20 protein-coding genes, 1 pseudogene and 1 other annotated feature are annotated in these 26,791 nt (G+C 50.2%); of the genes and pseudogenes, 15 read left to right on the top strand and 6 right to left on the bottom strand.

Translation table 11 applies throughout. The features are described from left to right. From KNO71_RS04235 to KNO71_RS04220, 4 genes are all read left to right on the top strand, one after another. Positions 1–1,005, top strand: a complete 1,005-nt coding sequence (locus tag KNO71_RS04235; protein WP_214687402.1) for an ABC transporter permease — start codon at positions 1–3, stop codon at positions 1,003–1,005. Beyond that, a complete protein-coding gene (locus KNO71_RS04230) occupies positions 1,002–2,060 on the top strand; it encodes an iron chelate uptake ABC transporter family permease subunit (RefSeq protein WP_214687400.1) in 1,059 nt (352 codons plus the stop codon). Before KNO71_RS04235 ends, KNO71_RS04230 begins: the two co-directional genes overlap by 4 nt. Next, positions 2,057–2,809 carry an iron ABC transporter ATP-binding protein gene (locus KNO71_RS04225; protein WP_031422518.1) on the top strand — a complete coding sequence of 251 codons (753 nt, stop codon included), beginning with the start codon at positions 2,057–2,059 and terminating at the stop codon, positions 2,807–2,809. Before KNO71_RS04230 ends, KNO71_RS04225 begins: the two co-directional genes overlap by 4 nt. An 88-nt stretch (positions 2,810–2,897) precedes the next feature. Next, positions 2,898–3,593: a ferredoxin reductase domain-containing protein gene (locus KNO71_RS04220; protein WP_214687398.1), complete on the top strand. Its 696-nt coding sequence runs from the start codon at positions 2,898–2,900 to the stop codon at positions 3,591–3,593. Positions 3,594–3,596: 3 nt separating this feature from the next. On the opposite strand, the gene KNO71_RS04215 is transcribed toward KNO71_RS04220, so the two are convergent. Both KNO71_RS04215 and trpE read right to left on the bottom strand, forming a co-directional pair. Continuing rightward, a complete protein-coding gene (locus KNO71_RS04215) occupies positions 3,597–4,172 on the bottom strand; it encodes an anthranilate synthase component II (protein WP_214687396.1) in 576 nt (191 codons plus the stop codon). After that, positions 4,169–5,500, bottom strand: coding sequence for an anthranilate synthase component I (gene trpE, locus KNO71_RS04210; protein WP_214687394.1), 1,332 nt, complete (start codon positions 5,498–5,500; stop codon positions 4,169–4,171). The genes KNO71_RS04215 and trpE overlap by 4 nt, the downstream gene beginning before the upstream one ends. Before the next feature lie 44 nt (positions 5,501–5,544). On the opposite strand from trpE, the gene KNO71_RS04205 reads away from it, so the two are divergent. Then, the gene (locus tag KNO71_RS04205; RefSeq protein WP_214687392.1) at positions 5,545–6,123 is read left to right on the top strand and encodes a DUF3885 domain-containing protein; all 579 of its coding nucleotides are present in this window, start codon (positions 5,545–5,547) and stop codon (positions 6,121–6,123) included. Continuing rightward, positions 6,120–6,351: a binding site (T-box leader), on the bottom strand. (Overlaps the previous gene by 4 nt.) A 49-nt stretch (positions 6,352–6,400) precedes the next feature. Here the strand turns inward: KNO71_RS04205 and KNO71_RS04200 are convergent. From KNO71_RS04200 to KNO71_RS04190, 3 genes are read right to left on the bottom strand one after another with little or no spacing between them, the layout of a single operon-like run. After that, positions 6,401–6,667, bottom strand: a complete 267-nt coding sequence (locus KNO71_RS04200) for a hypothetical protein (protein ID WP_214687390.1) — start codon at positions 6,665–6,667, stop codon at positions 6,401–6,403. Positions 6,668–6,702: 35 nt separating this feature from the next. Next, positions 6,703–6,987 (bottom strand): hypothetical protein, encoded by a 285-nt coding sequence (locus KNO71_RS04195; RefSeq protein WP_214687389.1) that lies wholly within the window; start codon positions 6,985–6,987, stop codon positions 6,703–6,705. Positions 6,988–6,999: 12 nt separating this feature from the next. Beyond that, on the bottom strand, positions 7,000–9,231 hold the full coding sequence (locus tag KNO71_RS04190; protein ID WP_353047641.1) for a C40 family peptidase: 2,232 nt from the start codon (positions 9,229–9,231) through the stop codon (positions 7,000–7,002). Positions 9,232–9,394: 163 nt separating this feature from the next. On the opposite strand from KNO71_RS04190, the gene KNO71_RS04185 reads away from it, so the two are divergent. The 4 genes from KNO71_RS04185 to KNO71_RS04170 all read left to right on the top strand — a co-directional run bounded on the left by KNO71_RS04185 (position 9,395) and on the right by KNO71_RS04170 (position 14,539). After that, on the top strand, positions 9,395–9,769 hold the full coding sequence (locus tag KNO71_RS04185) for a nuclear transport factor 2 family protein (protein WP_143180225.1): 375 nt from the start codon (positions 9,395–9,397) through the stop codon (positions 9,767–9,769). 168 nt (positions 9,770–9,937) lie between these two features. Further along, positions 9,938–11,248 carry an Ig-like domain-containing protein gene (locus KNO71_RS04180; protein ID WP_214687387.1) on the top strand — a complete coding sequence of 437 codons (1,311 nt, stop codon included), beginning with the start codon at positions 9,938–9,940 and terminating at the stop codon, positions 11,246–11,248. Between the two features lie 51 nt (positions 11,249–11,299). After that, entirely contained in the window at positions 11,300–11,743 is a 444-nt protein-coding gene (locus tag KNO71_RS04175) for a hypothetical protein (RefSeq protein ID WP_214687386.1), read from the top strand. A 108-nt stretch (positions 11,744–11,851) separates the two neighbouring features. After that, positions 11,852–14,539: a S8 family peptidase gene (locus tag KNO71_RS04170; protein WP_214687385.1), complete on the top strand. Its 2,688-nt coding sequence runs from the start codon at positions 11,852–11,854 to the stop codon at positions 14,537–14,539. A 105-nt stretch (positions 14,540–14,644) separates the two neighbouring features. Here KNO71_RS04170 and KNO71_RS04165 read toward each other — a convergent pair whose 3' ends face one another. Then, positions 14,645–15,772, bottom strand: coding sequence for an SH3 domain-containing protein (locus tag KNO71_RS04165; protein WP_214687384.1), 1,128 nt, complete (start codon positions 15,770–15,772; stop codon positions 14,645–14,647). Positions 15,773–16,514: 742 nt separating this feature from the next. On the opposite strand from KNO71_RS04165, the gene KNO71_RS04160 reads away from it, so the two are divergent. From KNO71_RS04160 to KNO71_RS04135, 6 genes and pseudogenes are all read left to right on the top strand, one after another. Continuing rightward, entirely contained in the window at positions 16,515–19,325 is a 2,811-nt protein-coding gene (locus tag KNO71_RS04160) for an Ig-like domain-containing protein (protein ID WP_214687383.1), read from the top strand. A 107-nt stretch (positions 19,326–19,432) separates the two neighbouring features. Next, positions 19,433–19,889: pseudogene (locus KNO71_RS04155) on the top strand (JAB domain-containing protein). Positions 19,890–20,005: 116 nt separating this feature from the next. Beyond that, on the top strand, positions 20,006–23,014 hold the full coding sequence (locus KNO71_RS04150; RefSeq protein ID WP_214687381.1) for a UvrD-helicase domain-containing protein: 3,009 nt from the start codon (positions 20,006–20,008) through the stop codon (positions 23,012–23,014). Between the two features lie 214 nt (positions 23,015–23,228). Beyond that, positions 23,229–24,566 carry a trypsin-like peptidase domain-containing protein gene (locus KNO71_RS04145; protein WP_214687379.1) on the top strand — a complete coding sequence of 446 codons (1,338 nt, stop codon included), beginning with the start codon at positions 23,229–23,231 and terminating at the stop codon, positions 24,564–24,566. Between the two features lie 70 nt (positions 24,567–24,636). After that, positions 24,637–25,986: an Ig-like domain-containing protein gene (locus KNO71_RS04140; RefSeq protein WP_214687377.1), complete on the top strand. Its 1,350-nt coding sequence runs from the start codon at positions 24,637–24,639 to the stop codon at positions 25,984–25,986. 171 nt (positions 25,987–26,157) lie between these two features. Beyond that, positions 26,158–26,679: a DUF1643 domain-containing protein gene (locus KNO71_RS04135; protein WP_214687376.1), complete on the top strand. Its 522-nt coding sequence runs from the start codon at positions 26,158–26,160 to the stop codon at positions 26,677–26,679. Positions 26,680–26,791 lie beyond the last annotated feature (112 nt).

The following is a 26,791-nucleotide window of genomic DNA, read 5'->3' as shown; positions in this document are numbered from 1 at the left end:
ATGCAAAAACCATTGACAGCCAGGGTTGAGACGATGTCTCAGCCCTCCTTTTCTAGATTGTGGACGAAGTCGTTCGTGTTCACCGTGATCATCGTCCTCGGTTTGGCGGTGCTGTCGCTCTTTACCGGGGTGTACGATCTGTCACAGACAGACGGCTTCGATATGTTTTGGATCACCCGTGTCCCACGGACGGTCGCCCTCATGCTGACGGGTGCGGCGATGGCGATGGCGGGGCTCGTCATGCAGCTCATCACGCAAAACCGGCTCGTCGAACCGACGACGACGGGGACGCTCGAATGGGCGGGACTCGGTCTGCTCACCGTTTATTTACTCGTACCGGCACCGAGCCTCATGATGCGAATGACCGGGGCGATCGTCTTCTCGTTCATCGGGACGATGGTCTTCTTCTGGTTTTTACGTTCGGTCAAACTTCGTTCATCGCTCATCGTGCCGATCATCGGGCTCATGTTAGGGGCGGTCATCTCCGCCATCTCGACGTTCCTCGGTCTGTTCTTCCGGGCAAGTCAGGCAATCGAGGGCTGGTTCGTCGGTTCGTTCGCCTCGGTGCAAATCGGGCGCTACGAATATCTATGGGTCATCATCGTCGTGACGGTGCTCATCTTCTTACTGGCGAATCGCTTGACGCTCGCCGGGCTCGGGGAAGACATCGCGACGAGTCTCGGCGTGAACTATAACCAGCTCATGATGATGGCGACGGGGCTCATCGCCTTATCGGTCGGTGTCGTGGCGACGGTCATCGGGAATTTACCGTTCCTTGGACTCATCGTCCCGAACCTCGTCTCGATGTTCCGCGGGGATGATTTGCGCAGCAACCTGCCATGGGTCTGTCTTGTCGGGATGGGGGCGATTCTCGTCAGTGACTTGATTTCACGGACGATCATCATGCCGTTCGAGCTCCCGGTCTCGCTTATTCTCGGCACGGTCGGGGCAATCGTCTTCATCATGATCTTGATGCGACAACGGAAGAAGGGAGGGGTTCGATGAGTACGGTCATGGAACGAGACGGTGTCGACGTATCAATCGGGGAATTGAGAGAAGAACGTCACGCCTCGGCATTTCAATCGAAACGGGCGAGCAGACGCTATTGGCTCTTCTTAAGTGCCTTCATTCTCGGCGGACTGTTGTGTGCGCTCGGGCTTCTCCTTTATAACAATCCGGTCCCGGTGGACTCTCCGTCATTCGTGCCGGTCGTGGAACGGCGAATCGTCGCCATCGTCACGATGTTGATTGCGGCACTCTGTCAAAGTCTTGCGACGGTCGCATTCCACTCCGTGACGAACAACCGCATCATCACGCCATCGCTCCTTGGATTCGACGCACTGTACTCGACGATTCAGACGAGCATGGTCTTCTTCTTCGGGGCCGGGGCGTTGATCGGCTTCTCGGGGACAAGCGCCTTCTTGACACAGGTCGGCCTCATGGTGACGATGAGTCTCCTCCTTTACGGCTGGCTCTTGTCAGGGAAATACGCCAACCTGCAGCTCATGCTGCTCATCGGGATCATCATTGGGACGGGTCTGAACTCGGTGTCGTCGTTCATGCGCCGCATGCTCGCCCCGTCCGAGTTCGATATCCTGCAGGCGCGACTGTTCGGTTCGGTGACGAATGCCGACGTGGCCTACTTTCCGATCGTCATCCCCATCGTCGTCATCGCCGGGACACTCTTGTTTCTGTTCTCGAATCGCTTGAATATCGTCGCACTCGGCAAGGACGTCGCGACGACGTTCGGGGTGAATCATCGGAGGAGCGTCATCTACACGCTCGTCCTGATTTCACTCCTCATGTCCGTCTCGACGGCGCTCATCGGACCGCTCACGTTCTTCGGATTCCTAGTCGCGACGCTCAGCTATCAGGTCGCCTCGACGTACGACCATAAGTACGTCTTTCCGATGGCGTTCGCCCTAGGGTTCTTCGTCCTGACGAGCGCATATTTCTTTATGTATCACATATTCCAGACGCCAAGTGTCGTCTCCGTCATCATCGAACTGTTCGGCGGACTCATCTTCTTGGCCGTCATTCTAAGGAAGAGGTCGCTATGATTCAAATCGAACAAGTCAAAAAATCGTATACAGACGACGTCCACATCGGACCGCTCACGCTCGACATCCCGAAAGCCGGGTTCACTTCACTCATTGGGCCGAACGGGGCGGGCAAATCGACGACGCTCATGATGATCGGACGGTTGCTCAACTTAGACGAGGGACAGATCCAAGTCGCCGGCATGGACGTGTCGAGCACGAAATCGAAAGACTTGGCGAAAATCATCACCATCCTGCGCCAAGAGAACCACTTCGTGACAAGGCTCACGGTCCGACAACTCGCCGGATTCGGTCGCTTCCCTTATTCGAAAGGGCGCCTCACGAAAGAGGACGAGGCCATCATCTCGAAATATATCGACTTCCTCGATTTGACCGCGCTCGAGAACCGCTATCTCGACGAGCTCTCAGGGGGACAACGGCAGCGTGCCTATGTGGCGATGGTGCTCTGTCAGGAGACGGAATACGTCCTCCTCGATGAACCGCTCAACAACTTGGACATCGCCCGTTCGGTACAGATGATGGAGTATTTGCGCCATGTCGCCGACGAGTTCGGACGGACGATCGTCACGGTGCTCCACGACATCAACTTCGCGGCGAAATATTCGGATCGCATCTGTGCGATGAAAGACGGACAAATCGCTGCGTTTGGAACGGTCGATGAGATCATGGACGCGAAGATTTTATCCGAAATTTTTGAGACGAAACTGGAAATCATCGAAGGGCCGTATGGGCCGATTGCGGTGTACTGAGTCATTAGAAATTGAATCGTTGTACAACGGTAACTTTAAACTGCAGTATTATCAATACTTCAGTTACATCAAACTAAGGAGGATTCACATGAAAATTGACTGGACACCAATCACCAAAGTCGTGGCCGAGGCACCGGATACATACACGTTCCATCTCGCCTTGCCACCTGAGTTCACGTGGCAGGAAGGGGCGCACACGCACCTCGCGCTCGAAGGGTTCAACGCCGGGGACAAGCCGGACCGAAGCCTCGTCCGCCATATGTCGATCTCGACATTGCCACACGAAGGGGCAATCGGCATCACGACCCGCATCAAATCCGAATGCTCGACGTTCAAATCGATTCTTCGCGACATGGTACCGGGGGACAAGGTCGCCTTGTTCAAGACACATTCGAACGTCCCGCTCGAACGGAGCGGGAAGAATGTCTACCTCTTATCGGCAGGTGTCGGACTCGCGACATTCCGTCCGGTCGTCCTCGAGTACTTGGCGAACGGGGAAGGTGTCCCGCACCTCCATTCGTTAAACGTCGATTCGTCGAAGGCGTATCTGTTCGGTGACGTCTTCGAATCGAACGAGCACTTCACGTCAGAGTTCGTCCCGAGTCGGAAAGACTACTACGAGCGCCTGGAGATGATGGCATCCGACAAGGACGCCTTGTTCTACATCGTTGGCAGTGACGAGCTGTTGCGTGAAACGATCCACGTGCTCCGGACGAACGGGGTGGCATGTAACAACATCAAGATCGACAAACATGATTTTCAGCGAGAAGACTTTTTAGGCTGATACTCAAATCGGGGACACGTGCCCCGGTTTTTTCGTGCACAGTTGGACAAAGCGCTCGAAGATGCCACGTCCGTCCGGTGTCCCGATCGACTCGGGGTGGAACTGGACACCGTACGTCGGATGCGTCGGGTGCTCGAGTGCCATGATGACACCGTCTGTCGTCTCGGCCGTGACCGTCAGTTCGGTCTCTTGTACGACGAGCGAGTGATAGCGCATGACGTCCATCGACAATCCTTCGAAAAGGACGCCTGGCACCGTATTGATCCGTGAGACTTTCCCATGCATCACCTCGTTCGCCCGACCGACAATCCCGCCGAACGCCTCGGCGATGACCTGGTGACCGAGACAGACCCCGAGAATCGGGATGTACCCGGACAGTTGTCGCACGACCGCGAGCGAGACACCGGCGTCTGGTGGACCGCCGGGACCGGGAGAAAGGATGATGCCACTCGGGTTCATGCGACGGATTTCTTCTATAGTATGTTCATCGTTCCGGATGACGCAGACGTCACTGAAGCGGGCGACGTCTTGATAGACGTTATATGTGAACGAATCGTAATTGTCGATGAGGAGAATCATGCGAACACCTCCAAAAGGGATTTGGCTTTATGCAGTGTTTCTTCATATTCCGATACCGGGTCGGAGTCATAGACGATGCCGGCGCCGGCTTGGACATGGGCCGTGTCACCTTGGACGACCATCGTCCGGATGGCGAGGGCGAAGTCGAATCCGCCCCGAACGTCGAGATAGCCGACCGCCCCGGCATAGACTTCCCGTTTCACCGTCTCGAGCTCATCGATCAACTGCATCGCCCGAATCTTTGGAGCTCCGGACACGGTACCGGCCGGAAGACAGGCACGGAGCGCATCGATTGGGGTCACATCGTCACGTAAATCTCCTTCGACTTCCGAGACGAGATGCATCACATTTTTGAACCGTTCGAGCTCAATGTGTTTCGGGATGGTGACCGTGCCGACTTTCGCGACCCGCCCGATATCGTTCCGTCCGAGGTCGAGGAGCATCCGATGCTCGGCGAGTTCCTTCTCGTCTTGAAGGAGTGACGCCGCGTGACGCATGTCTTCCTCGACGGTCTTCCCACGAGGGCGTGTCCCGGCGATCGGGTTCGTCGTCACTTTGCCGTTCTCGACCCGGACGAGACTTTCCGGTGAAGCACCGAGGACGATCGCTTCCCCGAGGTCGATGTAGAACAAGTACGGACTCGGATTTTGTTTCCGCAGCGTCCGGTAAAAGTGGAACGGGTCCCCGGTGAACGTCGCGTCGATTCGTTGCGACAAGACGAGTTGGAACACCTCACCCGCAAGGATCGCCTCTTTCGCCTGGAGCACACGGTCGATGAATTCGTCCTTCGGCGTCAAGATGCGCTCGCTCGTCCGGACGACCGGTTCGAGGGCGTGCGTCTCCGGAGTCTCGAGCTGTTCCTGGATGGACTCGAGTCGCATCGTCGCATCCGTCTCGCTCGTATCGATCAAGATGACCTGTTCTTCGAGGTGGTCGTATAAGACGACCGTCTCATAGCGTTGGAAGAGGGCGTCCGGCAAATCACGCGTCACGGTCGGCGTGTTTGGGATCGGTTCATATACCCGAAGCAAGTCATAACCGATATAGCCGACAGCACCGCCGATAAACGGGTACGGGGCAGTGAAGTCGTCACGGGTGAGGCGTTCTGATAGGGCATGGAGCGGGTCGTCCGCATAAATTGTTCCCGTTGCATCCGTCACGTCGTTCCCATCGACCCGGATCGTCTCGACCGGGTTCGCCGCGATGATGGAGTAGCGGCCGTGCTTGCCTTCCGCGCGACTTTCGAGCAATACCTTTCGTTCACCTTGCAGTCGGTGGAAGATTGCCACCGGTGTGAGTTCGTCACCATTGATCGTCCGTTGTTGCATTGAAAAAACCTCCTTATAATGGATAGTAGAAAGGGGATATGCCGATGTCAGTCTTACGACCTGACCAATTTTCAGGTGAAGCGTTGATCGAGCACATCGAACTCGAGGACACGCTGTCACCTTACGTTGACATCAAATCCGATGAACTGAATCTTGAATATTTTGAGGCTGTCGTCCGTCGAGCCCAGCAATTGTTTGATGCGTTGTTCGAAGAGGGCGACCTCATCCGGATTGTTTGGCATGTATATGGACAGCCTGTCAAACCGACCCGTTTGTTCCGTTACATCCGGGACAAATCGGTCCGCTTCAAGACGACCGCCAAATTGTGCATGTTCGATGACGAACCGTTATGGATGTTCACCGTGCCGGTAGCAGACAAGTCCGAAATCCGTGTACGACCACTCCTCGAGGCGATTTGTTATCAAGATTTTTATACGAAATCGAAACCGCGTTTGAACGGAAAATACACGACGTATCCGTTCGTTCAGTTCATCCACGAACGAGAGGGGCACGTCTTGTTCGTATACGATGACCGCGGTGCGTACATCCGTGGTACGTCACCAGCCCACCTCCAATCGCTCAAACAAAAAATCTCCCCGTCCCACATGCCCAATCGGACATGAAGGACGAGGAGATTCCCCGTGTTGCCACCTTCGTTGAAAGACGTCTTGTCTTCCCACTCATCGCGAACCATCATTCGCTGTCCCCGATAACGGGAGGACCCGTCAGAGCCTACATGTCGGTCTGAACGCTCAAAAGCCCATTCACGCAAGGCACGACACCGGTTCGCATCGACCACCGGCTTTCTGGAGACGTCCCTTCGCGCTACTCTTCTTTCTCATCGCGAGTTCGTATGAATGTTATGGTTACTTTAACGGGATAATGATGCGTTGTCAAGCATCATTTGATGGAAGCGTGTTCTACCTGACGTTTTCCGATGAACGTGAACGTGATCCCCAATGCCAGGAGGGGGAGGAGCCACCACTTCGTAAAGAAGAAGAGGGTGCCCCGATACATGAACCACTCCATGCCCAAGTAGGCAATCAGTGTGACCAAGGGAGCGATAGACAAGCGCTTCAAGTGCAATGCGATGGCGACCCCTAGTCCGATCGTAAACGTTGGAACGATCACGAGTTGCCAAAGATATGGGTCAATATAGTGAAACATGGAGAGTCCTCCTTATAAAGATGAATCACGACACATCAGGCAGATTTTTTTGTTTTCAACAATCCGACGAAGATGAACGAGAACAAGAGCGAAATCAGCGGGAAGATGACATTCCACGAACTGAGATGGCTGACATCAAACGGACTGTGGTCATAATAGACGGCAAAGTACGTCAATTCGATGATGGCGTTCAACAAGAACGTCACCACGGGGCCAATCCAGATCCGTTTCATGATCATGGCGACCACGACACCGCTGCCGATGGTGAGGACCGGGACGATGACGAGCTGCCATAAGAACGGGTCGATATAGACAAACATGGAGCATCCCCCTTATAACGATTTGTACCCTAGGAAATATGGGCGCCACATCGGGTCGTGGATCGAGTTGATTTGAAGCATCTCGCCCCCGGCATGGATGAAGAACTCGTCATCGAGCATGATGCCGATGTGCGATGGACCGGATTTATACGTGCCGGCGAAGAAGACGATGTCCCCGCGACGACCACTCGTGATCCCTGTCCGTTTGTTCTTGAAGTGTCCGCTATACCAATAGCCCGACACGTTCGTGCGACCGCCGATCTTCCCGGCCTGGTTCGCCGCATAATGGATGAGACCGGAACAGTCGAACCCACCGTTCAGCGGTGACTGCGAGCCCCATGTGTACGGTGTCCCGAGATGTTTCACGGCGGCGTTGATCAGACGCTCTTTTTGGGAATTATCCCGTTTCTTCAACAAGGCATCCTGCTTGATGCGGATGTCTTTCGTCTTGACGTAAACGGGGCGCCAGTCGTACTGGATGAGATACGAGTCGCCACTCTTCCCGCGTGGGTAGATGCGACGACCGGCATCGAGATAGCCGATCGGACGGGTGTCGTTCGGGTTGGCGTAGAATGGTGTCTTCTTCGTCGTCCCGTAATGGGCGGCCGTATAGATGCTCGCCGGCTGAATCGCTTTCGGTTTCGTCTCGGCGATATACGGGTTCAGCACGTACACGCGTTTCCCGGACGGAAGACGGACGTGCCAGAAGTCGGCATCGATCGAGCGGAGCCCGACGAGTTTCGTCCCGCGTGGCAACGTGCCGGCCGGACGACCGTACGCGACGTCAGCCGAGAAGTAAGGTGTCCCGTTGAACTGCGTATAGAAGACCGTGCCTGCCTTCGGCTTTGCGGTCGGTTTCGAGACGGCGAGGTAACCCGTCGCGACATAGCGATACGTCCCGTTCAGACGGATACGCGTGTAGTACCCACTCGTCCCGAACGTTTCGACGACTTGTCCACGTTTCAAGGAACCGACTTGTTTCACGACAGACGTCGAGGCATACACTTCAACCTCGTTATAACGAGAGTACCGCATGCCCGTCGATTCGAAGCGAGGCGGTTTTTTCGTGCTCGTCACGCTCGTCGGGATGAAGTAATAGTTCCCTTGTGTGAAGATGCGGGTATAGTTGCCCTTTGTCCCGTAAATGGTGACGAGTTGTCCGCGCTTCAGGCTGAGGGACGTCTTCGACGACAGGACCGTCCGGGCATAAATCGGCGTGTTCTTCGTGATATACCGTTGCCCCGTCTTCAGCGGTGTCGGTTTTGTCGTGCCGAGCGATTTCGTCTCGACGAACAGGAACTGGCCGCGCGTATAGATGCGTGTGAAGTCACCGTCCGTCCCGTAAATGGTGACGAGCTGACTTCGTTTCAGCGACCCGACGACTTGTTTCTTGTCCGTGTCCTGATAGATGTTGATCGCGGCGAGCGCATAGCGGCTGCCTGTCTTCGTGTAGCGTGGCATCTTGTCTGCGAGCACGTCGCGTTTCATATAGACGTAGGCGCCGTCCTTGAAGAGGCGAGCAGTGTCTCCGATGGTGCCATAGACGCTCGTCTGCTCACCGCGGACGAGGGAGCCGATGATCTTGCCGGACGCATCGGTGTAAGGAGAAGTCGTCAAGACGAACTGGGTGCCCGTCTTGATCGGACGAGTGCTCGTCGCATCTAAGGTGACATAGCCGAAGCCGTCCGCCGTCTCGATGCGAAGCATCGAACCGACGACAAAACCGTTGAGCGTCTGCCCGGCTTCGAGTTCGGCGATTGTGTCCCCGTCTGGAGCGGACAAGACGACCGCACCTGCTTTCGCGTAACGGGTCACGGCTTCCGGCATCTTCTCGCCAAGAGCGACACGGGCGACATACGTTCCGTCCGTCGTGAGAAGGCGTTCACCCTCGAGGTCGAAGACGTCGACGGTTGTCCCGATTGGGAGGGTTGCGACGGGGTTGCCGGAAGCGTCGAGCGCATTCGTCTCCGTATGGACGTAACGCGTGACGGCATATCGAACGTCGTCATTTCGAACGAATCCGTTCTGTGTATCGACCATGACGGACGTATGGGTCTCGGTCATGTCCTCTATGTCGACACGCTTCGGCTCATTCGTGACGAGCAGGATGCTGGATTCCTCCGGGTCGGCATAGAGCGTCGTGCCGGCAGGGAGCAGGGCGTCGGACCCGACCGCCTGTGCGGTGAGAGTCCAATAAAAAGTAAAGAGAACAAGCAAACTGAAGATTCGTTTCAAGCGTTCCACCTCGATTCATGAAATTTACATTTTTTAGTATATACATAGTGGAGGTGAAAAAGGTTGTTTATTTCGATAAAAGGGAAATGATTGAAGGAATCTGTGATCAGCATTCCACTCGTTCGTTTTCGACCATCTGTGCTATGATAAACGGGGAAAGGAAGGGACAACGATGGAGACACTCAACATGAAACAACTTTCTGACGACCGGTCGGCCCATCAGGTGGCCGGCGATCTCGACGCGATGCGGGCGCTCATGCACGACTCGTTCCGATATGTCGATTCGAGCGGGCGTCAGTTCGATAAAGAGACGTTCTTAGACCAGTTCGTCGACCCGACAGCGATTCAATGGATCGCACAGGACACGGTCACGTTCGATGAGACGGTACGCGGCGACCTCGCCGTCGTCCAACTTTTGTTAGAAGAAAAATTTATCCTCGGCACGAACGCCTACGAAGGTCGGTTCTGGATGCTTCATCTTTATGTGAAAGAAGATGGCGTCTGGTTATGGCAAGGCGGACAGGCGACGATGATCAACGAAGGCTAAGCGTTCAGGCACTCCAAACAGTGGGGTGTCTTTTTTAATAAAAGAAGGAAATGTGAATTTGAAAAATATATGACTATTTTAGAAAATTTATGTACCCTTTTGAAAAAGGACAGATTATAATAAATTTGTAAACGATTGTCATTATTCTTGAGGGGGACCCCACTTATTATGAAGCAACCGAAATATGCAGCACTTTTCTTAGCGACCACACTCGCATTCGGAGGTATCGCGCCTTCGACAATCGTCAACGCAGAGACGTCGGAAGACGTGACTGCTCCTGATGCACCTGTATTATCGGCACCACTCCACACATCGACATCACTCACGATCACAGGTGAAGTGGCTGCGAAAGCGGAGATCTTGATCAACGGCAAGACGTACGTCCGTACGATCCTCGAAGGTGGTGAGGCCGTCTTCAAGATGTCACCACAGTCGGTCGGTAAAGTCATCGACGTCCGTCTCGTCGACGCGAGCGGCAACATCAGTGAGACGACACGCGCCATCGTCGCAGAAGACCCAGAAGCACGTCCGGACGCACCGGTCATCAAACCGTTGACGGAGACGTCACGTGAAGTGCGCGTCGTCGGGGAGCCGGGACAATATGTCGAGCTCTCGATCGGTAGCAGCACGTATAAAGGGAAGTTCGATGCGAACGGTCTCTACCGTCGTGGCATCGCGCCGCAACCGGCCTACTCATGGCTCTCAGCGAAGACGATCACGACGAAAGGCGCGACGAGCGACGTCTCGAAACGTAGCGTCTACAAAGACCGCATCGCACCAAAAACGGCGACATTGACTCAATCGGTGACGGCGGCATCCTATGGCGTCTTCGGAAAAGCCGAGCCATATGCGACGGCCATCGTCAAGATCGGCACGAAGTCATACACGGCACCGGTCATGTCGACTGGGAAGTTCATCGTGAAGATTCCACGTCAAGCGATGGGGCAGAAGATGTCACTCGTCATCCGTGATGGTGCAGGAAATGTCAGCCAACCAAAGGCGATCACGGTACAGCACGCGCTCTACAACAACTTCCACCGTGTCTACTTTGAAGGGATGAAGGTGACGGTTCATAAAGAAGTCTTCTACGCAGATGCGACGACAAAATATGCGGACACGTTCGTGCCACTCTTCTTCGGACATCCGTCGAAGTCAGGCCTCGGGTTCCTTCTCAGCAGCTACACAGAGGACGGGTCGGTCGCTGGATTTGAAAAGTTGACGCTCCGTGTCGGTCGCGCGACGTATTCGCAAAACATCGACGAGTACGATGTCTACTATGACGAGTTCGATGACGGCTCGGTCGAAGAGTCATACTTGTTCGAACCAGATGCGAAACTCATCAGCTTCGTCGACAAGTACGTCCGTCCGGAAAACCGGATCACGGTCATGGTCCAAGGAGTGGACTACGACCTCGAGTTCAACTTATCGGGTGCGGAGAAACGCGCATTCATCCAATCGCTTCAATACGCAGGATACTAATTTCTTAGGACCGGTGGAGACATCGGTCTTTTTGGTGAACGGAGTTGCAACATGAAAGATAAGCGAGATCTCATCTATTCGCTAAAAACCCTGCCGGTGACCCCGATCTCCTCAAGTCGATTCCTATGGTGGATGAAAGCATTTCTTCTATTATTACTCCTCGGTTGGTGCATGACGATGCTGAACGTCGTGAGTGAGAACTCGACGGAGCGTTATATGAAAAACGAGTACGGTGTCGAGGAAATCTATTTCATGGAGGAAGAGCGCTTCTATTATGTGATCGATCGCCAGTTCAAATTCGAGCGGTTCTCGAGCGCGACCGAAGACCACGGGTACTTCCGGATCGAGCAGATCGACTACACGGACCGATACGGCAATAAGGTCGACTTTCGCTTCATCAAAGTCGCCGGGATCTTCTTTGACCGGACCAATCATGAGGCCAATTACCGTGTGCTCGAGCGAAAGAAATCAAGTGAGCGACCATTCGACGAGTGAATCGACATCTTGTCGAAACATTTTTGTTACATTTTTGAAACATAAACCGATAAGTATCGTAGAACGATGTGGGGCGCATGCTCCAGAACAAACGAAAGAGGGGAAAACATGAAAGCACGATTCAAGCAGTTCGTGGCGATGGTGACGGTTCTCGTCCTCGTCCTTTCGTTCCTGCCGCCAGCACTCGCTGACAGCGGAAACGGGATGACCAATGCCACATTACTCACTCCGGGGGAAGCGGTCGAATTCACGACCGGCACGGACCCGGTCAACACGTATTGGTTCAAGATGGAACGAGAGACGTCCGCGATGACACATATGGAAGTCACGTTCGAATCTTCGAAGCTCGCGAACATCAGCGTCTACCCGAGCGCCGACATGGCGGCGAAGGATGAGACGTTCGACCGTTACCGCGCGAGCGCGACGAAGGAAGAGGAAGAACAGACGGCCAAGATCGACTTCCCGTTCGCATGGGAAGGTCCATATTACATCAAGGTCGAGTATATGCCGATGGATCTCGGAGAAGAAATTCCAGGCGAAGAGATTCCAGGTGATGTGCTCCCGGTCGACGGGGAAGAGCCGACAGATCCAGGCATGCCGGATCTCGCGTCAGACATCAAGCTCGTCGTCAACCCGGTCAAACTCCCGGTCAAATACGAACAGGTCGGCGGCGACATGTGTGCCGTCGAATCGATCGTCCAACCGGCACCGGAACGTGACTCGATGCTCAAGCTCATCCGTCGCGTCCAAAATGAAGTACTCGGCACGTCACAGGAAGGTCGCGACTTGTCGGCCCTTTACTACCGTGCCTCACCGTATATCGTCAAGGCGATCACGTTTGACGGCGAGAAGCGCAAAGCTGCCCTCACCGACTTGAAGACGCTCCGTCCGTTGTTGACGGCACTCGTCGACAAGAAGGCGTATACGCTCAAAACCCAGGACGCGGCGGCGATCAACCGTCTCCACGCCTTGGTCGACGCAAGCGTACCGGCTGCGCTACAAGGCGAAATCGGCGAGATCGCGACAGCGCTCGAGATGGACTCGCTCGCCGGGACTCCGGTGACGGACCTCTTCGGCAAGATCGGGATGACGATCCAAACGGACGGCAGTGACGCACCGCGTTACATCGTCAAATACAAATCGTCACCAAACACATCGATCGGCAAGATGAACGCGATGAGCGACGTGTCGGCCGAGCGCATCGCCATCGGGAAACCGTCTGATTACTTCGCGCTCGTCGATGTGGAAGAAGCGTCGACGAAGATGCAGGCACAGGCGAAGTCGACGCTCGAGTCGGACCGTAACGTCGAGTATATCGAGCCGGTCCAGACGTATCAGTCGTTCGCGACCGACGTCAGCCTCGACTACCAATGGGCGATCAACCAGAAGTCGGTCCTCGAGCCGTTCGCGAATGCAGGGATTGGCCTCGACAAATATGAGGCGTTGAACTTGCCGAAACGCTCGATCAAAGTGGCCGTCCTCGACACTGGGGTCGACCATCGTCTCCTTGACCTAAAAGGCAAGGTCGATGTCGCAAACGCGAAGAACTTCGTCGACCCGAACGGGGAAGGTGACGCGATTGATGACCACGGTCACGGGACACACGTCGCCGGCGTCATCGGCGCGACACGTGACAACGGCGTCTCGATGCGCGGGATCGTCCCGAACGTCTCGATTCTGCCGGTGAAAGTGCTCGATGCGGGCGGTTCTGGGGACACGGACCAAATCGCACTCGGGATCAAGTATGCGGTCGACGCAGGGGCGAAAGTCATCAACATGAGCCTCGGCGGCAACGAGAGCCGTACGCTCGGTTACATGTTGAAGTATGCATATGACCGTGGTGTCGTCATCGTGGCGGCGACAGGGAACGATGCGCAGTCACGCGTGTCGTATCCGGCATCATCGAAATATACGATCTCGGTCGGCGCGACGAACGCCTTCGGGATCGTCTCGGATTACTCGAACTACGGCATCGGCGTCGACGTCGTCGCACCGGGCTCGAAAGTGGCGAGTCTCGTACCGGACGGGAATGTCGTCTATATGGACGGGACGAGCATGGCGACACCACACGTCGCTGCAGCCGTCGCGCTCATCAAGTCGTATCACCCAGATCTTTCGGTCGAAGACGTACGGACGCTCTTGCAACGGACGGCGGACCCGATCGCCTTCTCGGGTGGGGATGCACCGTACGACCCACGCATGAGTGACGGGTTCGAGTATGTGTTAGAAGAATTGGGCATGACGCTCCCGGCGTATTACAACCCGGTGAGCGGATTCGGGAAGGCGAACGTCTACCGCGCCGAATCGATGCTCAAATTGAACGCCTCTGGCGCGAAAGCACAGGACAACTCGTCGACGTTCAAGGCGAAAGTCACGTCGGGGACGACGGTCCGCGTGTATAAAGGAGAGAAGTTGGTCGGACGAGGCACGTCGAAACAGACGATGGCGGCCTTCTCGATTCAACCGCAAAAAGCAGGAACGGTCCTTCGCGTCGTCTATACGAACGGGAAGTATGAGACGAGCGAACGTGTCGTCGTAAAATCCGGCACACGTCCAGGGCAACCGATGGTGAACACACTCCGTTCTGGCGCGAAGTCGGTCACGGGTCGCGGTGACGCCGGGATGCGTGTCGTCGTCCGCAACAGCAACTATCAAGTGTTGGGACGCGGAACGGTTCTCCCGAACGGCACGTTCTCTGTGAAGACACGTGCGCTCAAAAAAGGCGAGACGATCAACGTCCACATCGAGGACTTGAAAGGTCGCGCAGGCAAGATGAGCAAGACGACTGTACGATAAGAGAATTCGATAGAAGAGACGGGTATGCCGAGCGATCGGGATACCCGTTTTTTGATGGGACGGGGAGGAAGGCAAAACAAAAAGGGGGTTAGGCCCCCTTAAACGTTAATAGGCAATCTTGTGACCGGTTTGTGTGTACGAGATGTAAATGTTGTTGGCATTTGTGTAGTCGACATCTTTTTTGTCATATGCCTTGTATGAAGACCCCATCCAACCTTCATCTACATTAAAGAGTAGTGCCGCATGTGTAACTCCATCTCCAATAATGACGTTATCAATACCCGCTAAATCGTATATCAATGATTTTACTTGTTCAAGTGAATCACAGTCGTTTTTACCTCTAAACAACACGTCATAGGCAGATTTAAGGTTTTTATCCCCTACAACATCTGTAGATTTGTATTTAGAGTGAATGTGCCTTAAAAAAATATTTGTTCGATATATTTTTTCATAGGTTTTAAGTGACATAGCCCCGTTGAAGTAAGGTGTTAAAGCATCCTCCGCATCAAGAAGGAAAGAGTTATCTAAAGCCATATACTCAGGACTGTTAGGGTCGCTATTTCCTCTCTCACCATTAAGAACCCTGTACACATACTCGTCAAACCCAAACTCCGCCGAATCATACTTCGCATTGAACTCCGCCTTCACTCGTTTGTAGACCGCATCGTACTCTGCCTGCGTATCTACCCCGTATGTGTGACTTCCGTACACCGTCCGAGCAATTCGATTGTTTGAATACGGCGCACGGAGATAAGAAGTAGGCAACCATCCTGTCTTCCCACCGACTCGGACACGGGACCACTTGCCGTACTCCCCGGTCTTGACGACGCGACTCCAGGATCGGACCGTCGCGACCTGTTTCCCCTTCGTCGACCACGTCGCGTACAAATCCGTCGTTCGGTCCACGAGATATTCCGTCGAAATCAAGGACGGCATGAGCGTGGCTGACGGCACCCATCCCGTTCTTCCTTTATACGTGATCTTCGTCCAACTCCCGGACGTCGCGTTTTGATAGACGGTCGTACCGAACGTGAGCGGGAGGATGACCTTCGCCTTCTTCGATCGAGAGGCGTACACTTTCGAATACTCCGTTGTCACCCGTTCAGCCGTCACGGTCGTCGATGCTGATTTGGCTTGAACAGTTAGATTGGTTACGGGAACGAACTCGATCGGTGAGAGGACGAGGCATCCAATCAGTCCGAACGAGATGGATGCTTTCAGTAGTTGTCGCATAGTGGAATCTCCTTTAAGTCTTCATTGTTTTTAGTATAGGACAATCCTTTACCAGACATCCGTCACGTTTCAGACGAAAAGGGAATCGATTTTTCAGTTTCTCAAGACAGAATCGGTGAGTAAAGAATCGTGCCAAATCATCAATCCAGGATAGGCAAATAGTCCTCACGAGCATGAATACTCCGGACCAGTCACCGATTCGTGTATAGTTGGAATAACAGATGCTATTTTGGATATGTTTGGTTTTGTGAAAGAGGTCAATGATTTTATGAGTTGGAATATCGTTGGTGAAGATTGGTCTTGTAAATTCGATAATGTAAAATAAATGTTATAGGTAATTAATGGTATAAAAATGGTTTTCAACGAGTATTTTAGCTTAAATCCCATGAAATCAACAAAAATCGACTTGTTTCGACATTTCCAAAATAGGTAAATCTAAAAATGAATTAAACTAAAATCTCCAAAATTCAAAAACGTTACCATTTTTGCGAAAAAAAACGCTTGTGTCGCTTGGAAGGGTTATGTATATTATGGATGTAAGGTTTTCCAAGAACAGTCTTGGTAAATTGTTCAAGATGATTCTTGCAAAGACTTCTACCGGGGGAGAACGCCTGGTCTAAAGAAGAGTCGGTTACATAATCATTAGTACTTTATTCATTGTTATGGATACATGACTCCGAACGAGATCGGTTGGGCAAGGACGGTAGAAAAACCTATCTACCTAAGGGAGGATTTACATCAGATGGCTAAGAAGAAACAATTCGTTACTGCAGCGGCAGCGTTCGCAGTAGCAGCATCAGCAGTAGCGCCTGCAATCACGGCAGACGCAGCATCAACAACGGTCCGTCTTTCATCGGACTATGTACGCGTAGGAGACCTCGACGCGACACTTGACAAAGAGTACAAAGGCAGCGAGATCTACTGGTACAAATCTTCAGTAGACATGAACAAACTCGGTGTATTCCAAACTGCTAAAGGTTTTGTAAAAGGCCAAGGCATCCGTGTTGAGAAACGCGTTCGCGTATTGAACTACGCACAAGAAATCAAACCTGAATCTGAATTCGTATTCGAGCAAGGCGTTCCTGTTTCAGGAATCCGCGTTCAACCAGTTCTCTTCGCAGATGGTAACGAATACGCGAAACCAGTTTCAGTAGCTGGATTCAACACAGATAAAGTTGGGGAGTTCGAAGGAACACTCACTTACGCTAACCGTGCTTACGGCGTTGTTACGAAAACAGTTAAATACAAAGTAGTTGCTACTGAAGTTGAGATCTCTAACGTATCTTCTTCAGTTGATCAAGCTGCTGAAGTTCTCTCAGTTAACGCTGACGTGAAGAACCTCAAAGACGGTGAAAAAGTTGAACTCGTTGTGTACGCTAACCGCGACATGAACGCTCCACTTCCAGCTGTTCAAGCTGAAGTAAAAGACGGCAAACTTACAGTTAAATCTGCTAAGCTTCCTGCTGGTAACCACTCATTCATCCTCCGCTCAGGCGAAGTGAAGACTGACGCTGTCAACTTCACAGTTGAAGCACCAGAAGTTAAAGAAGTGAAGGCGATTAACGCTAAAGAAATCGTAATCAAATTTAACAAAGCTATCGACAAAGATGGAATCATCGAAGCTACTGGAGCGAACGCTGGTACTCTTGTTGATAACAAGTTGGTCATCAACTCACTTGATGGTTCAGCAGTTACAGCTAACTCTGCTATCGCGACTTTGAGCGCTGACAAAATGGAGCTTACGATTAAAGCTTCTGGTGCTGAGAAGTTCTCAGGACGTTACGACATCAAACTTGCAAAAGGTGATGTGAAAACTGCTGCTGGACAAGATATCGCTGCATATTCTGAAACAATCAAAGTAGAAGATACGGTTGCTCCGTCAATCGTTGGTACAGAGCAACTTACTGCTAGCACAGTGAAAGTTAAGTTCTCTGAGCCTATCGCTGATCTCGGTGCTGTTACGTTCAAAACGGCTTCAGGCGCTACGGTTTCAGGCACAGGAAATGGTGTAACTGGTGCTGCTGCATTCGTTGCAGGCTCTAAAGAAGTAGTCTTCACACTTGGTAGCGACGTTGCTGCTAACTCTGTAGTAACAGCTACTTTCGTTGGTGCTAAAGACTATGCTGGTCTTCTTCTCTCACCTAACCCTACATCGGTATCACTCACTAAAGGTGCTGCTGATGGTACGAAACCAACTGTTTCTGAAATCACTCCAGTTAGCCCGGTTAAATTTGCTGTTAAGTTCAGCGAGTTAGTATCAGGACTTGCTGCAGGTGACTTCACAATCACGGCTGAAACTGGAGCTGCTACAGTTTCAAGCATTGAGCAAGATGAGACTGACAAAACTAAGTACTACGTAACATTGAGTGGACCAATTCAAGGATTGACTACTATCGCTCTTGCAAACCAAGCTGTTACTGACATGACTGGTGAACAAAGTGAAGCGGTTAGCCGTATCGTCACATTCGCACAAGATACAGTTGCTCCAAAAGTTGACAGTGCTGTTGTTGTTCGCGGAACAGATAACAAAGAATACTTGGAAGTGACATTCTCAGAAGAGGTAACTAAAGAGTCAGGTCTAGTTAACTTGGCTGTTTCAGGATCGAAAACAGCAGACTTCGTTACTTCTACGTTGACTGGTTACAATGTTGCTGCTTCGAATCTTGTTCCTGTTTCAGGGTCAAAAACTAAATTCCGTATCGAACTCGCTCAGTTGTTAACTGGTGTTGATACTGAAAATGCTTCTTACAACCTTACTATCACTGGTAAAGATGCATCTGCTTCAAATATTGCTTTGGTAGAAGATGTTGTAAACTTAGATAGTTCAGCTTCATTCCAAGCGCAATTCACTCGCTCTAAAGATGGTACAGTTGCTTCGACTAACCAAGCAACGATCAATAAAGATGAAGATAACGATGGTACAGTGACAACTTCTGAGAATGGTATTGTAGTCAGTGGGAACAACACTGTTACAGTAATGTTTAATGGAGAGTTAGATGGCGCTTCTGCAGTTAACGTAAACAACTACAAGATTGATGGCGCGATTGTAGAGAAAGTTGTTCTCAATCCTGCTACAGGTACTGCACCTAACGTTAAACAAACTGTAACTCTCACATTGAAAGATGGTTCAAACTCTTACACTGGAGCACGCTATGTTACGGTTAGCGGTGTGAAAGCGAAAAATGGTCTCGCTATGGATGAGTACAAAACTACTGAATCATTCAATGAGAATGTTCGTCCTGTAATTACAAGTGCTAAACTTGTTGGACTCAACAAAGTAGTTGTTACTTTCTCTGAAGGACTTGCTGCAGATGTTGCTACTTCTACTAACGATTTTGAATTGCTCATCGGTGGACAAAAAGTTTCATCTAATGACTCGGTAACAACTCCAGTTGTTTCTGCTGATGCTAAATCATTAGAATTGACTCTCGAAGACGATGTTACTGCTGCTAACGTTCAAAGTGGATTGACTCTTAAAGTTCTTGACACTATTGATCTTGAGGACTTGGCTGGAAACATTGTTTCTGGAGGACAAGTAACAATCACTAAATAATAATTTTCTCACAGCGTCCCATCGTATGATGGGGCGTTGTTTTTATTTTCAAATATATATTATTCCTTTGATACACCCTGACCATCGCGGCTCAGGGTGCTTTTTTTATGTCCGAAGGAGGAGAAACGATGAAACCGAATCAACCTACAAAGCGTGTCGATATCGTCAGCGTCAAACTCGTCAAAGAGGGGAGTGTCCGCTATAAGGGACGGACCATCCACAGACCGGATGACGGCTATTCACTAATGAAAAAAATTGGATGGGCTCGATCGGGAGCATTTCCTCGTCGTCAGCCTCGACACGAAGAATCAGCCCGTCTCCGTCAACGTCTGCCATATCGGGAGTCTGAACGCGAGCCTCGTCCATCCGAGAGAGGTGTTGAAGGTCGCGATCTTATCGAACGCGGCCGCCGTGATGGTCGGGCATAACCATCCGAGTGGGAACACGGAACCGTCACGAGAGGATATCGAGGTGACGAAACGTCTGAAAGAGGCATGTGAGCTTATGGGCATCCATCTGCTCGACCATTTGATTAGACGTATCGCTCACTTTGAGATTGATTAGCTATGAGCTCACAGTAGAAAATAGATTCAACATTTGCCGAGAATCATGTTCGATATGATGAGCTTTTTGATAAACTGAAGAAGAGTTGAAAATATTGTAAATGGTATGGTGATGATATGGGATGGATCCAATCGATACAACGATTCTTTATGATACGACGTGTCTTACCGCAATTGAAACGTGACGTGAATGTTTTACAAATCGGCTTGGACAATTTGAAGGAGCAGATGGTAGCGTGGGAATCTTCTAAGTCACTCATTTCTCCAGAAGAAGTGATGCAGGAGAAAGGACGCTTTCATCATGTTTATGAACTGAGTGAGCGAGGATTCCTACTAGATGAAACGACACACACCAAACTGAAACATGAGGACGGTTCACTCCCATCTTCAGTCGTTTCATTGAATACGGCGTACGTTCGTGTATCAGGTGAGTTGTTGAATGTTTGGCGAGAACTCCATGAACGGGTCGAACGGATCAATCAACGACTCCGTACATATTATGAGCAAATGGCATCTTTTCAACAAGACGTCGAAGCGGCGCGACGCCACTATATCGGGGACTCATTACGGAAACGACTTCTCGGTGATTATCAAGACGTATACGACTTCTTCAAGGATGACTCTATTCCAGAAGCGACTTCGTTCATACAACTTTATCGAGGCCTTAATCGACAGGTGGAAAACTGGAATGAAACGTATGTGACCGAAGAGTTGAAGCGCACCCACTCCTTCTTTGACTCAATCGATGGGAAGTCGCTCGATGCCCAACAACGACGTGCGGTCATCGTTAATGAGGATGCCAACCTCGTCGTCGCCGGTGCTGGGTCGGGGAAGACATTGACGATCGCTGCCAAAGTGAAATATTTGGTTGAACGAAAACAAGTACAGCCTCATGAAATCTTGTTAATCTCGTTCACTAAAAAGTCAGCCGAAGAGATGAAGGAGCGAATCTGCGAACGGCTTCATATCCCCGTGGAGGTCAAGACGTTCCATGGGCTCGGGATGGGGATCATTGCTGAAGGTCGAAAGCAAAAGCCTCAAGTCGAGGACGAATTGAAAAAAGTTATCCGTGATTATTGTATGCATCAGTTCTATGAACATCCGCATCGTATGAAAGAACTGATCGACTTCTTCGGTTACTATTTCTACATTCCAAAAGGGATTGAAGAGTTTGAGACGGCCGGGGAATATCACGACTATAATAAGCATGTGGATTTAGAACCGCTACGCAGTAAAGTATGGAAATCCCTCACAGCTGCTGAGATGATTGCCACACAACAAAGACAGAAGATCACGATTCAAGAAGAGAAGGTCAAGAGTCTCGAAGAGGTCATGATTGCGAACTTCTTATTCTTGAACGGTATCGAATATGAATATGAGAAGAACTACCCTTATCAGACAGCGACTCGATATCATCGTCAGTATCAACCGGACTTTTATCTGCCAGAATACGATTTGTACTTAGAACACTTCGGAATCAACCGGAACAATCGCGCTCCTTGGCTCAGTCCAATCGAGGAACAGAAGTATCTCGACGGTATGGAATGGAAACGACAGCTGCATAGTGAACACGGGACGAAGCTGATGGAGACGTATTCATATTACCGGCAAGAAGGAAATTTGTTAGATCAACTACGATTGAAATTATTGAAGCAAGGTGTCGTCTTCCGGGAAGTGGACCCGAAAGTAGTATTCGACAAGTTATATCGTACGAAACAGAAGAATCATTTTAACGACTTCGTCGATTTTGTGTCGAGTTTTCTTCAATTGTTCAAATCGAATCATTATACGGAGTCTCAATTTGATATCTTCGCACAGAGTTTGAACAAGAAGGACTTGTTTCATTATCAACGAGCACTCCTCTTCTTCCGTCTCGTCAAACCGATGTACCGGATGTATGAGGATCATCTACGACGAACGAACAAAATCGATTTCAATGACATGATCAACGAAGCGACTTCGATTGTTTCGTCCGATGCTGTTCATTTGCCGTACAAATACATCATCATTGATGAGTATCAGGATATCTCCGTCAGTCGTTATCGTCTGATTGAAGCAATCCGCCAGAAGACGGGATCAACCGTCATGTGCGTGGGAGATGACTGGCAGTCTATCTATCGGTTTGCGGGGTCTGACTTGAGCCTGTTCACCGATTTTGAACATTATTTCGGGAAGAGTGCCTTATTAAAAATTGAGAACACGTATCGAAACTCGCAACAATTGATCGATATCGCTGGTCGATTCGTGATGAAGAACAAGCGTCAAATCCGAAAGAATCTCTCTTCCGGAAAACGACTGATCACACCTGTTCGCGTGATGGGGATCAAGGGGAAGAACGACTTTGAAATCGCCTTACGTAGAGCGCTTGATCAAATCGTTCAATCACATGGTCCGGAGTCGGATGTACTGCTCGTCGGACGGAACAACTTTGACATCAAGTCAATTGAGGGAAGCGCTTCGTTTCGAGTGAAGTATTTGAAAGATGAAGTGCAAGTGACCGACCGGACGCATCCGAATCTTCGAATCTCCTTTTTAACCGCTCATCGTTCAAAGGGGCTCGAAGCAGAGAACGTAATCTTAATCAATACGGCAAACAGTAAGAATGGTTTCCCGAATAAGATCATGGATGACCCGTTATTGTCATTCGTCCTTCAGAAACAAGAAGAGCTGGAGTTTGGGGAAGAGCGCCGTCTGTTCTATGTGGTGTTGACGCGGACGAAACATACGACGTATGTGCTGACACCGGATGACCGCATGTCGACGTTTGTCCAAGAGTTGATCAAGGAGCAACAAGTCCCGTATGAAATGGGAATCGAGGAGGGTAAAAGCATCCGGGATAATCCGAAATGCCCTCGCTGTCTGGATGGTCACTTGGTCATTCGCGAACAGGCAAATCGAAAGTCAACGTTTGTCGGTTGCAGTCACTACCCGGGCTGCGACTATACCGCTAATCATCCAAGCATCATTCATGATCCGATTGTCTGTCCCTCATGCAGAGGATATCTTGTGCTGCGGGACGGGAAGAATGGCAAGTTTTATGGCTGTTTGAACTTCCCGCTTTGTAAACATACGATGGAACGAGAAGATGTGGAGCAGATGAAGCAGGTTGGGAAGAGAGTGAAATGAAGGAATGGAATCGCCGAGGGCGGTTCTTTTCTTTTGGAGAAAATGAGGAGGCGGGCATGACGAATCTTGTCGAACGATTGCTGTTCGATTTTAAATTATTGATTGACTTAAAAAATGATAAGTGTCATCCGACAAAAGACCTAAGTTGATACTATAAAAATGATGGACATGATTCATACAAATTAACTAATACACGAAAGCGAGGTCGAGAGATTTGAAACGGTTCGTAACGCAGTTTTCTCTTCTTGCAATCCTATTCCTGTTACTCAGTACATGCTTACCTACAACGGCAGCTGCAGCAAGTTTGACGGTTTCTCCAAAAAGCGTGACGTTACAGGTTGGCCAATCCAAAACGGTACAGGCAAAAACGAGTGGTGTGAAAAAACCAGTATACGTATGGAAATCGTCGAACACAAAAGTAGCGACCGTGAAAAATGGAAAGATTACAGCGAAAGCGGTCGGAAAAGCGACGATCACGGTCACCGTCCAGAAGACGAAGTTGAAGTCGACCATTAGCGTGACGGTCAAACCGAAGAAATTAAATGCACAAGCAGCGTTCAAGGCAGTCAATCCATCGGTCGCGACGATTGAGATGTACGATGCTTCCAATCGACTCACTTCGACTGGGAGTGGATTCGTGACGAAGAAAGGGGAGGTCATCACCAATTTCCACGTCGTTTCGGGTGAATCGAACCGATATGCTCGTATTCGGTTCGCAAACGGGACTGAAGTCGAAACACTCAAATTGAAGCGCTTCGATGATGCATTGGATTTGGCGATTTTAGATGTCCCGTCCCTTCAGTCCATTCCGACATTATCAACAGCAAAAGCGGGAAGTACAGGATCAACCGTTTATGCCCTCGGGAGCCCGAAAGGTGTGGATAATACGATCACACAAGGGATTCTTAGTAATCGTGAAGTTTTCTTCAGTGGGCAACCTTATCTTCAATTTAACGCCAGTGTGACTCATGGCAATTCAGGTGGTCCTCTCATTAACGATTATGGACAGGTCATCGGCGTCGTCACATGGGGACTCCCAGATTCGCAAAATATGAACTATGCGGTTCCGATTCAAGAACTGGATACGCTGAAGTACGGGCGCGAAACGATTGCGAATGTGCAAATGCCGACTGAACCAGAATATGAATTACCTGTCGTATCCGGCAAAGGGGATACACGAGAACAGGAATTGAATGATGCGTTTGCGGATGCGGATGTGATTTCATATGCTTCTGGAGATTTAATTGGTTCTGTTTATGATTTAGAAGATGTTGATACGTTCGTCTTCCGGACCGATAAGCGAATGACGTTATCTGTGTTCGGGGGATGGATGAACAATCAGCAAGGCGAATACTGGGCGTTCGGTCTATTTGACGCGAATGGTGAGGAAATTCGTTACAGTGAAGAGTACTCGAATGAAGGGCGTTATTATGGAACGCTAGACCTCGTTATTCCTGCCGGCGAGTATTACTTGGTCTCGTTCCCATTATCAGGTTTAGCTGAATCGGAATATTGGAATCAACCGTATCGAATGAGTTATGAACTGAAGTAACACGATTGAATAGAAGTAGAGAGACTGGCCATCGTGTCAGTCTTTCTCTATGACGTCAGGGGGAAAAGCGATGAAGCGTATTGTATTCGTTTGTCTGTTATTGATTTGGGTTCAAGGGTCGATGTCGATCACGCCTATAACTGCTGCAACGACGACACATAATTTAGTTTTCGGAGAAGTACTAGAAGGAGAGCTCGTGAAAGGGGAAGCGAACCAGACCTTCGAGGTGACGTTACCTCAAAACGGGAAACTGACACTGGATTTGACGCTCGAGATGGCAAATACGTTAGTGACCCTAGTCGATGAAAACAATCGTTCCGTCGTGTATGAATGGGTTCGTGGAAGTCAGTATTCCCTGGCACTTTATCAAAAGACGCTTGATTTGAATCAAGGCACGTATCGACTTCAGTTCAGTTATGCTCTCGGTAAATACGCGATTCTTGCGAATTTTAATCCAGTGACGACGGATGACATAGAGCCGAACGATGGTACGCTCTTGGCACAGCCGTTGCCGCTTCAAAAAACGACAACTGGTCATTTGACGTTGCAAGATCGAAGCGATGTGTATCGGATCGAACTAAAACAAGCGGGACGGCTTCAATTGGAGTTGACGAGCTTTGTCTCGCAACAGGTCTACTTCGAATTAATAGATGAGATGAACACGTCGATTTATCAAAAATCAGTATCGGGATTGATGAACAATCCGGGGAAACAGAAGATGGTGTTCGACTTGGAACCCGGCATCTATTACCTGAACGTATACGATTTGACGTATCGGTCGAATACGGGTGTCTATGAGATTCTCAGTTCGTTCAAACCTGCGAAGAATCAAGAGCGAGAGCCGAACAATGGGTCGGTCGAAGCGGAAAGGTTCCCGTTCTATACATCACGTACCGGGCTGATTTCGTGGAACGATTCGATGGATGTGTACAAACTGTCGTTACCGAAAGAAAGTCGCGTCCGAGTGGAATTGTTGTCCTTCATCGATCGTGCCGCGAGCTTGACGGTGAAGAACCTTCGAGGCGATAAGGTATTGTCGACTTATCTATATAGCTTGTCCATTGAACCGGGGCGCTATGACGAATCGGTCGTTCTTCCGAAAGGAGATTACTTTGTCTACGTGCAAGGCGGTATAGGCACCTCGTACACCGGAACCTATCAGTTGAAGGTATCTTCTAGTCACTTGCTGCCGGCGTTGTCGGTCAATTGCGTTTCCGTCCGTTCGACGAAAGTGAGTGGCAAGACCGAGAAACGAGCGAGCGTCACGATGACGATTGGGAAGAAGTCGTATAAGCGAACGGCTGATGCGAAAGGAAATTACTCGTTCTCGATCAATAAGCAAAAAGTAGGGACGTCAATCAAGGTGACGAGTAAGAATAAATACGGGTCGACGGTGAAGACGGTTAAGGTGTCGAGGTAGAATAGGATGAAGTGAGGCTGAGTTTGATGATATGTCGGACTCGGTTTTTATATCGAAAGATCAATCTTATGTGCTGAGTGATATAGATGTGAATCAACCTGATATTTTTTTTGAATCGGTGGTGACTTACTTAAGGGATATAATAAATGTATTAAAAAGGAGGATGAACACATGAATGGTAATTGGGATTTATCGTATCGAGTTCATTCGGTGATTGATAACTCAAAAACATATCGCTATCAATTTTCATGTGAGTGGGGTGATGGAGGACGGTATGTCACATTCATCATGTTAAATCCGAGCATTGGCAATCAAGATCAACCCGATCCGACGCTTCGAAAGTGTATCAGTTATGCGAAGAAATGGGGATACGATGGCATCAAGGTTGCCAATCTATTTGCCTATATTTCGACAGATCCAAGACGATTGCGAGAAGTTGACGACCCAATCGGACCAGACAACGACCGACATATTTTAGAGATGATGAAGGACTCGGAACAAGTGATTGTGGCGTGGGGAACTAGTATTCCAAGACCTCATGGAATACAGCGAATTCAAGAAGTGCTTCATTTGTTAAGGGAGCAAGACAGTTATTGCTTAGAGAGAACAGTCGATGGAAAGTATCCGAAACACCCACTCTTTTTAAGAGGCGATTTAGTGCCAACCGTTTTCCAAAAGGCGATTGAAAAATAGTGACTCAGGCTATGTGTGTTTGTAATCCATACAAATGCACATAGCCTTTTGTATATTTAGTTGGAGACGCACGAAATAATAACCCACTAATTCATTTCCATAAAAAAGAAAA

Origin of the sequence: Exiguobacterium sp. s163 (assembly GCF_018617135.1) — a bacterium.
GTDB classification, from domain to species: Bacteria; Bacillota; Bacilli; order Exiguobacteriales; family Exiguobacteriaceae; genus Exiguobacterium; species Exiguobacterium profundum.
Note: the sequence above shows the minus strand (reverse complement) of the source record. Positions and strands in the feature narration are given on the sequence as shown.

Coding starts and splice junctions, on each gene's coding strand:
- KNO71_RS04235 (WP_214687402.1), top strand. CDS start 1: ATGCAAAAACCATTGACAGCCAGGGTTGAGACGATGTCTCAGCCCTCC.
- KNO71_RS04230 (WP_214687400.1), top strand. CDS start 1,002: ATGAGTACGGTCATGGAACGAGACGGTGTCGACGTATCAATCGGGGAA.
- KNO71_RS04225 (WP_031422518.1), top strand. CDS start 2,057: ATGATTCAAATCGAACAAGTCAAAAAATCGTATACAGACGACGTCCAC.
- KNO71_RS04220 (WP_214687398.1), top strand. CDS start 2,898: ATGAAAATTGACTGGACACCAATCACCAAAGTCGTGGCCGAGGCACCG.
- KNO71_RS04215 (WP_214687396.1), bottom strand. CDS start 4,172: ATGATTCTCCTCATCGACAATTACGATTCGTTCACATATAACGTCTAT.
- trpE (WP_214687394.1), bottom strand. CDS start 5,500: ATGCAACAACGGACGATCAATGGTGACGAACTCACACCGGTGGCAATC.
- KNO71_RS04205 (WP_214687392.1), top strand. CDS start 5,545: ATGTCAGTCTTACGACCTGACCAATTTTCAGGTGAAGCGTTGATCGAG.
- KNO71_RS04200 (WP_214687390.1), bottom strand. CDS start 6,667: ATGTTTCACTATATTGACCCATATCTTTGGCAACTCGTGATCGTTCCA.
- KNO71_RS04195 (WP_214687389.1), bottom strand. CDS start 6,987: ATGTTTGTCTATATCGACCCGTTCTTATGGCAGCTCGTCATCGTCCCG.
- KNO71_RS04185 (WP_143180225.1), top strand. CDS start 9,395: ATGGAGACACTCAACATGAAACAACTTTCTGACGACCGGTCGGCCCAT.
- KNO71_RS04180 (WP_214687387.1), top strand. CDS start 9,938: ATGAAGCAACCGAAATATGCAGCACTTTTCTTAGCGACCACACTCGCA.
- KNO71_RS04175 (WP_214687386.1), top strand. CDS start 11,300: ATGAAAGATAAGCGAGATCTCATCTATTCGCTAAAAACCCTGCCGGTG.
- KNO71_RS04170 (WP_214687385.1), top strand. CDS start 11,852: ATGAAAGCACGATTCAAGCAGTTCGTGGCGATGGTGACGGTTCTCGTC.
- KNO71_RS04165 (WP_214687384.1), bottom strand. CDS start 15,772: ATGCGACAACTACTGAAAGCATCCATCTCGTTCGGACTGATTGGATGC.
- KNO71_RS04160 (WP_214687383.1), top strand. CDS start 16,515: ATGGCTAAGAAGAAACAATTCGTTACTGCAGCGGCAGCGTTCGCAGTA.
- KNO71_RS04150 (WP_214687381.1), top strand. CDS start 20,006: ATGGGATGGATCCAATCGATACAACGATTCTTTATGATACGACGTGTC.
- KNO71_RS04140 (WP_214687377.1), top strand. CDS start 24,637: ATGAAGCGTATTGTATTCGTTTGTCTGTTATTGATTTGGGTTCAAGGG.
- KNO71_RS04135 (WP_214687376.1), top strand. CDS start 26,158: ATGAATGGTAATTGGGATTTATCGTATCGAGTTCATTCGGTGATTGAT.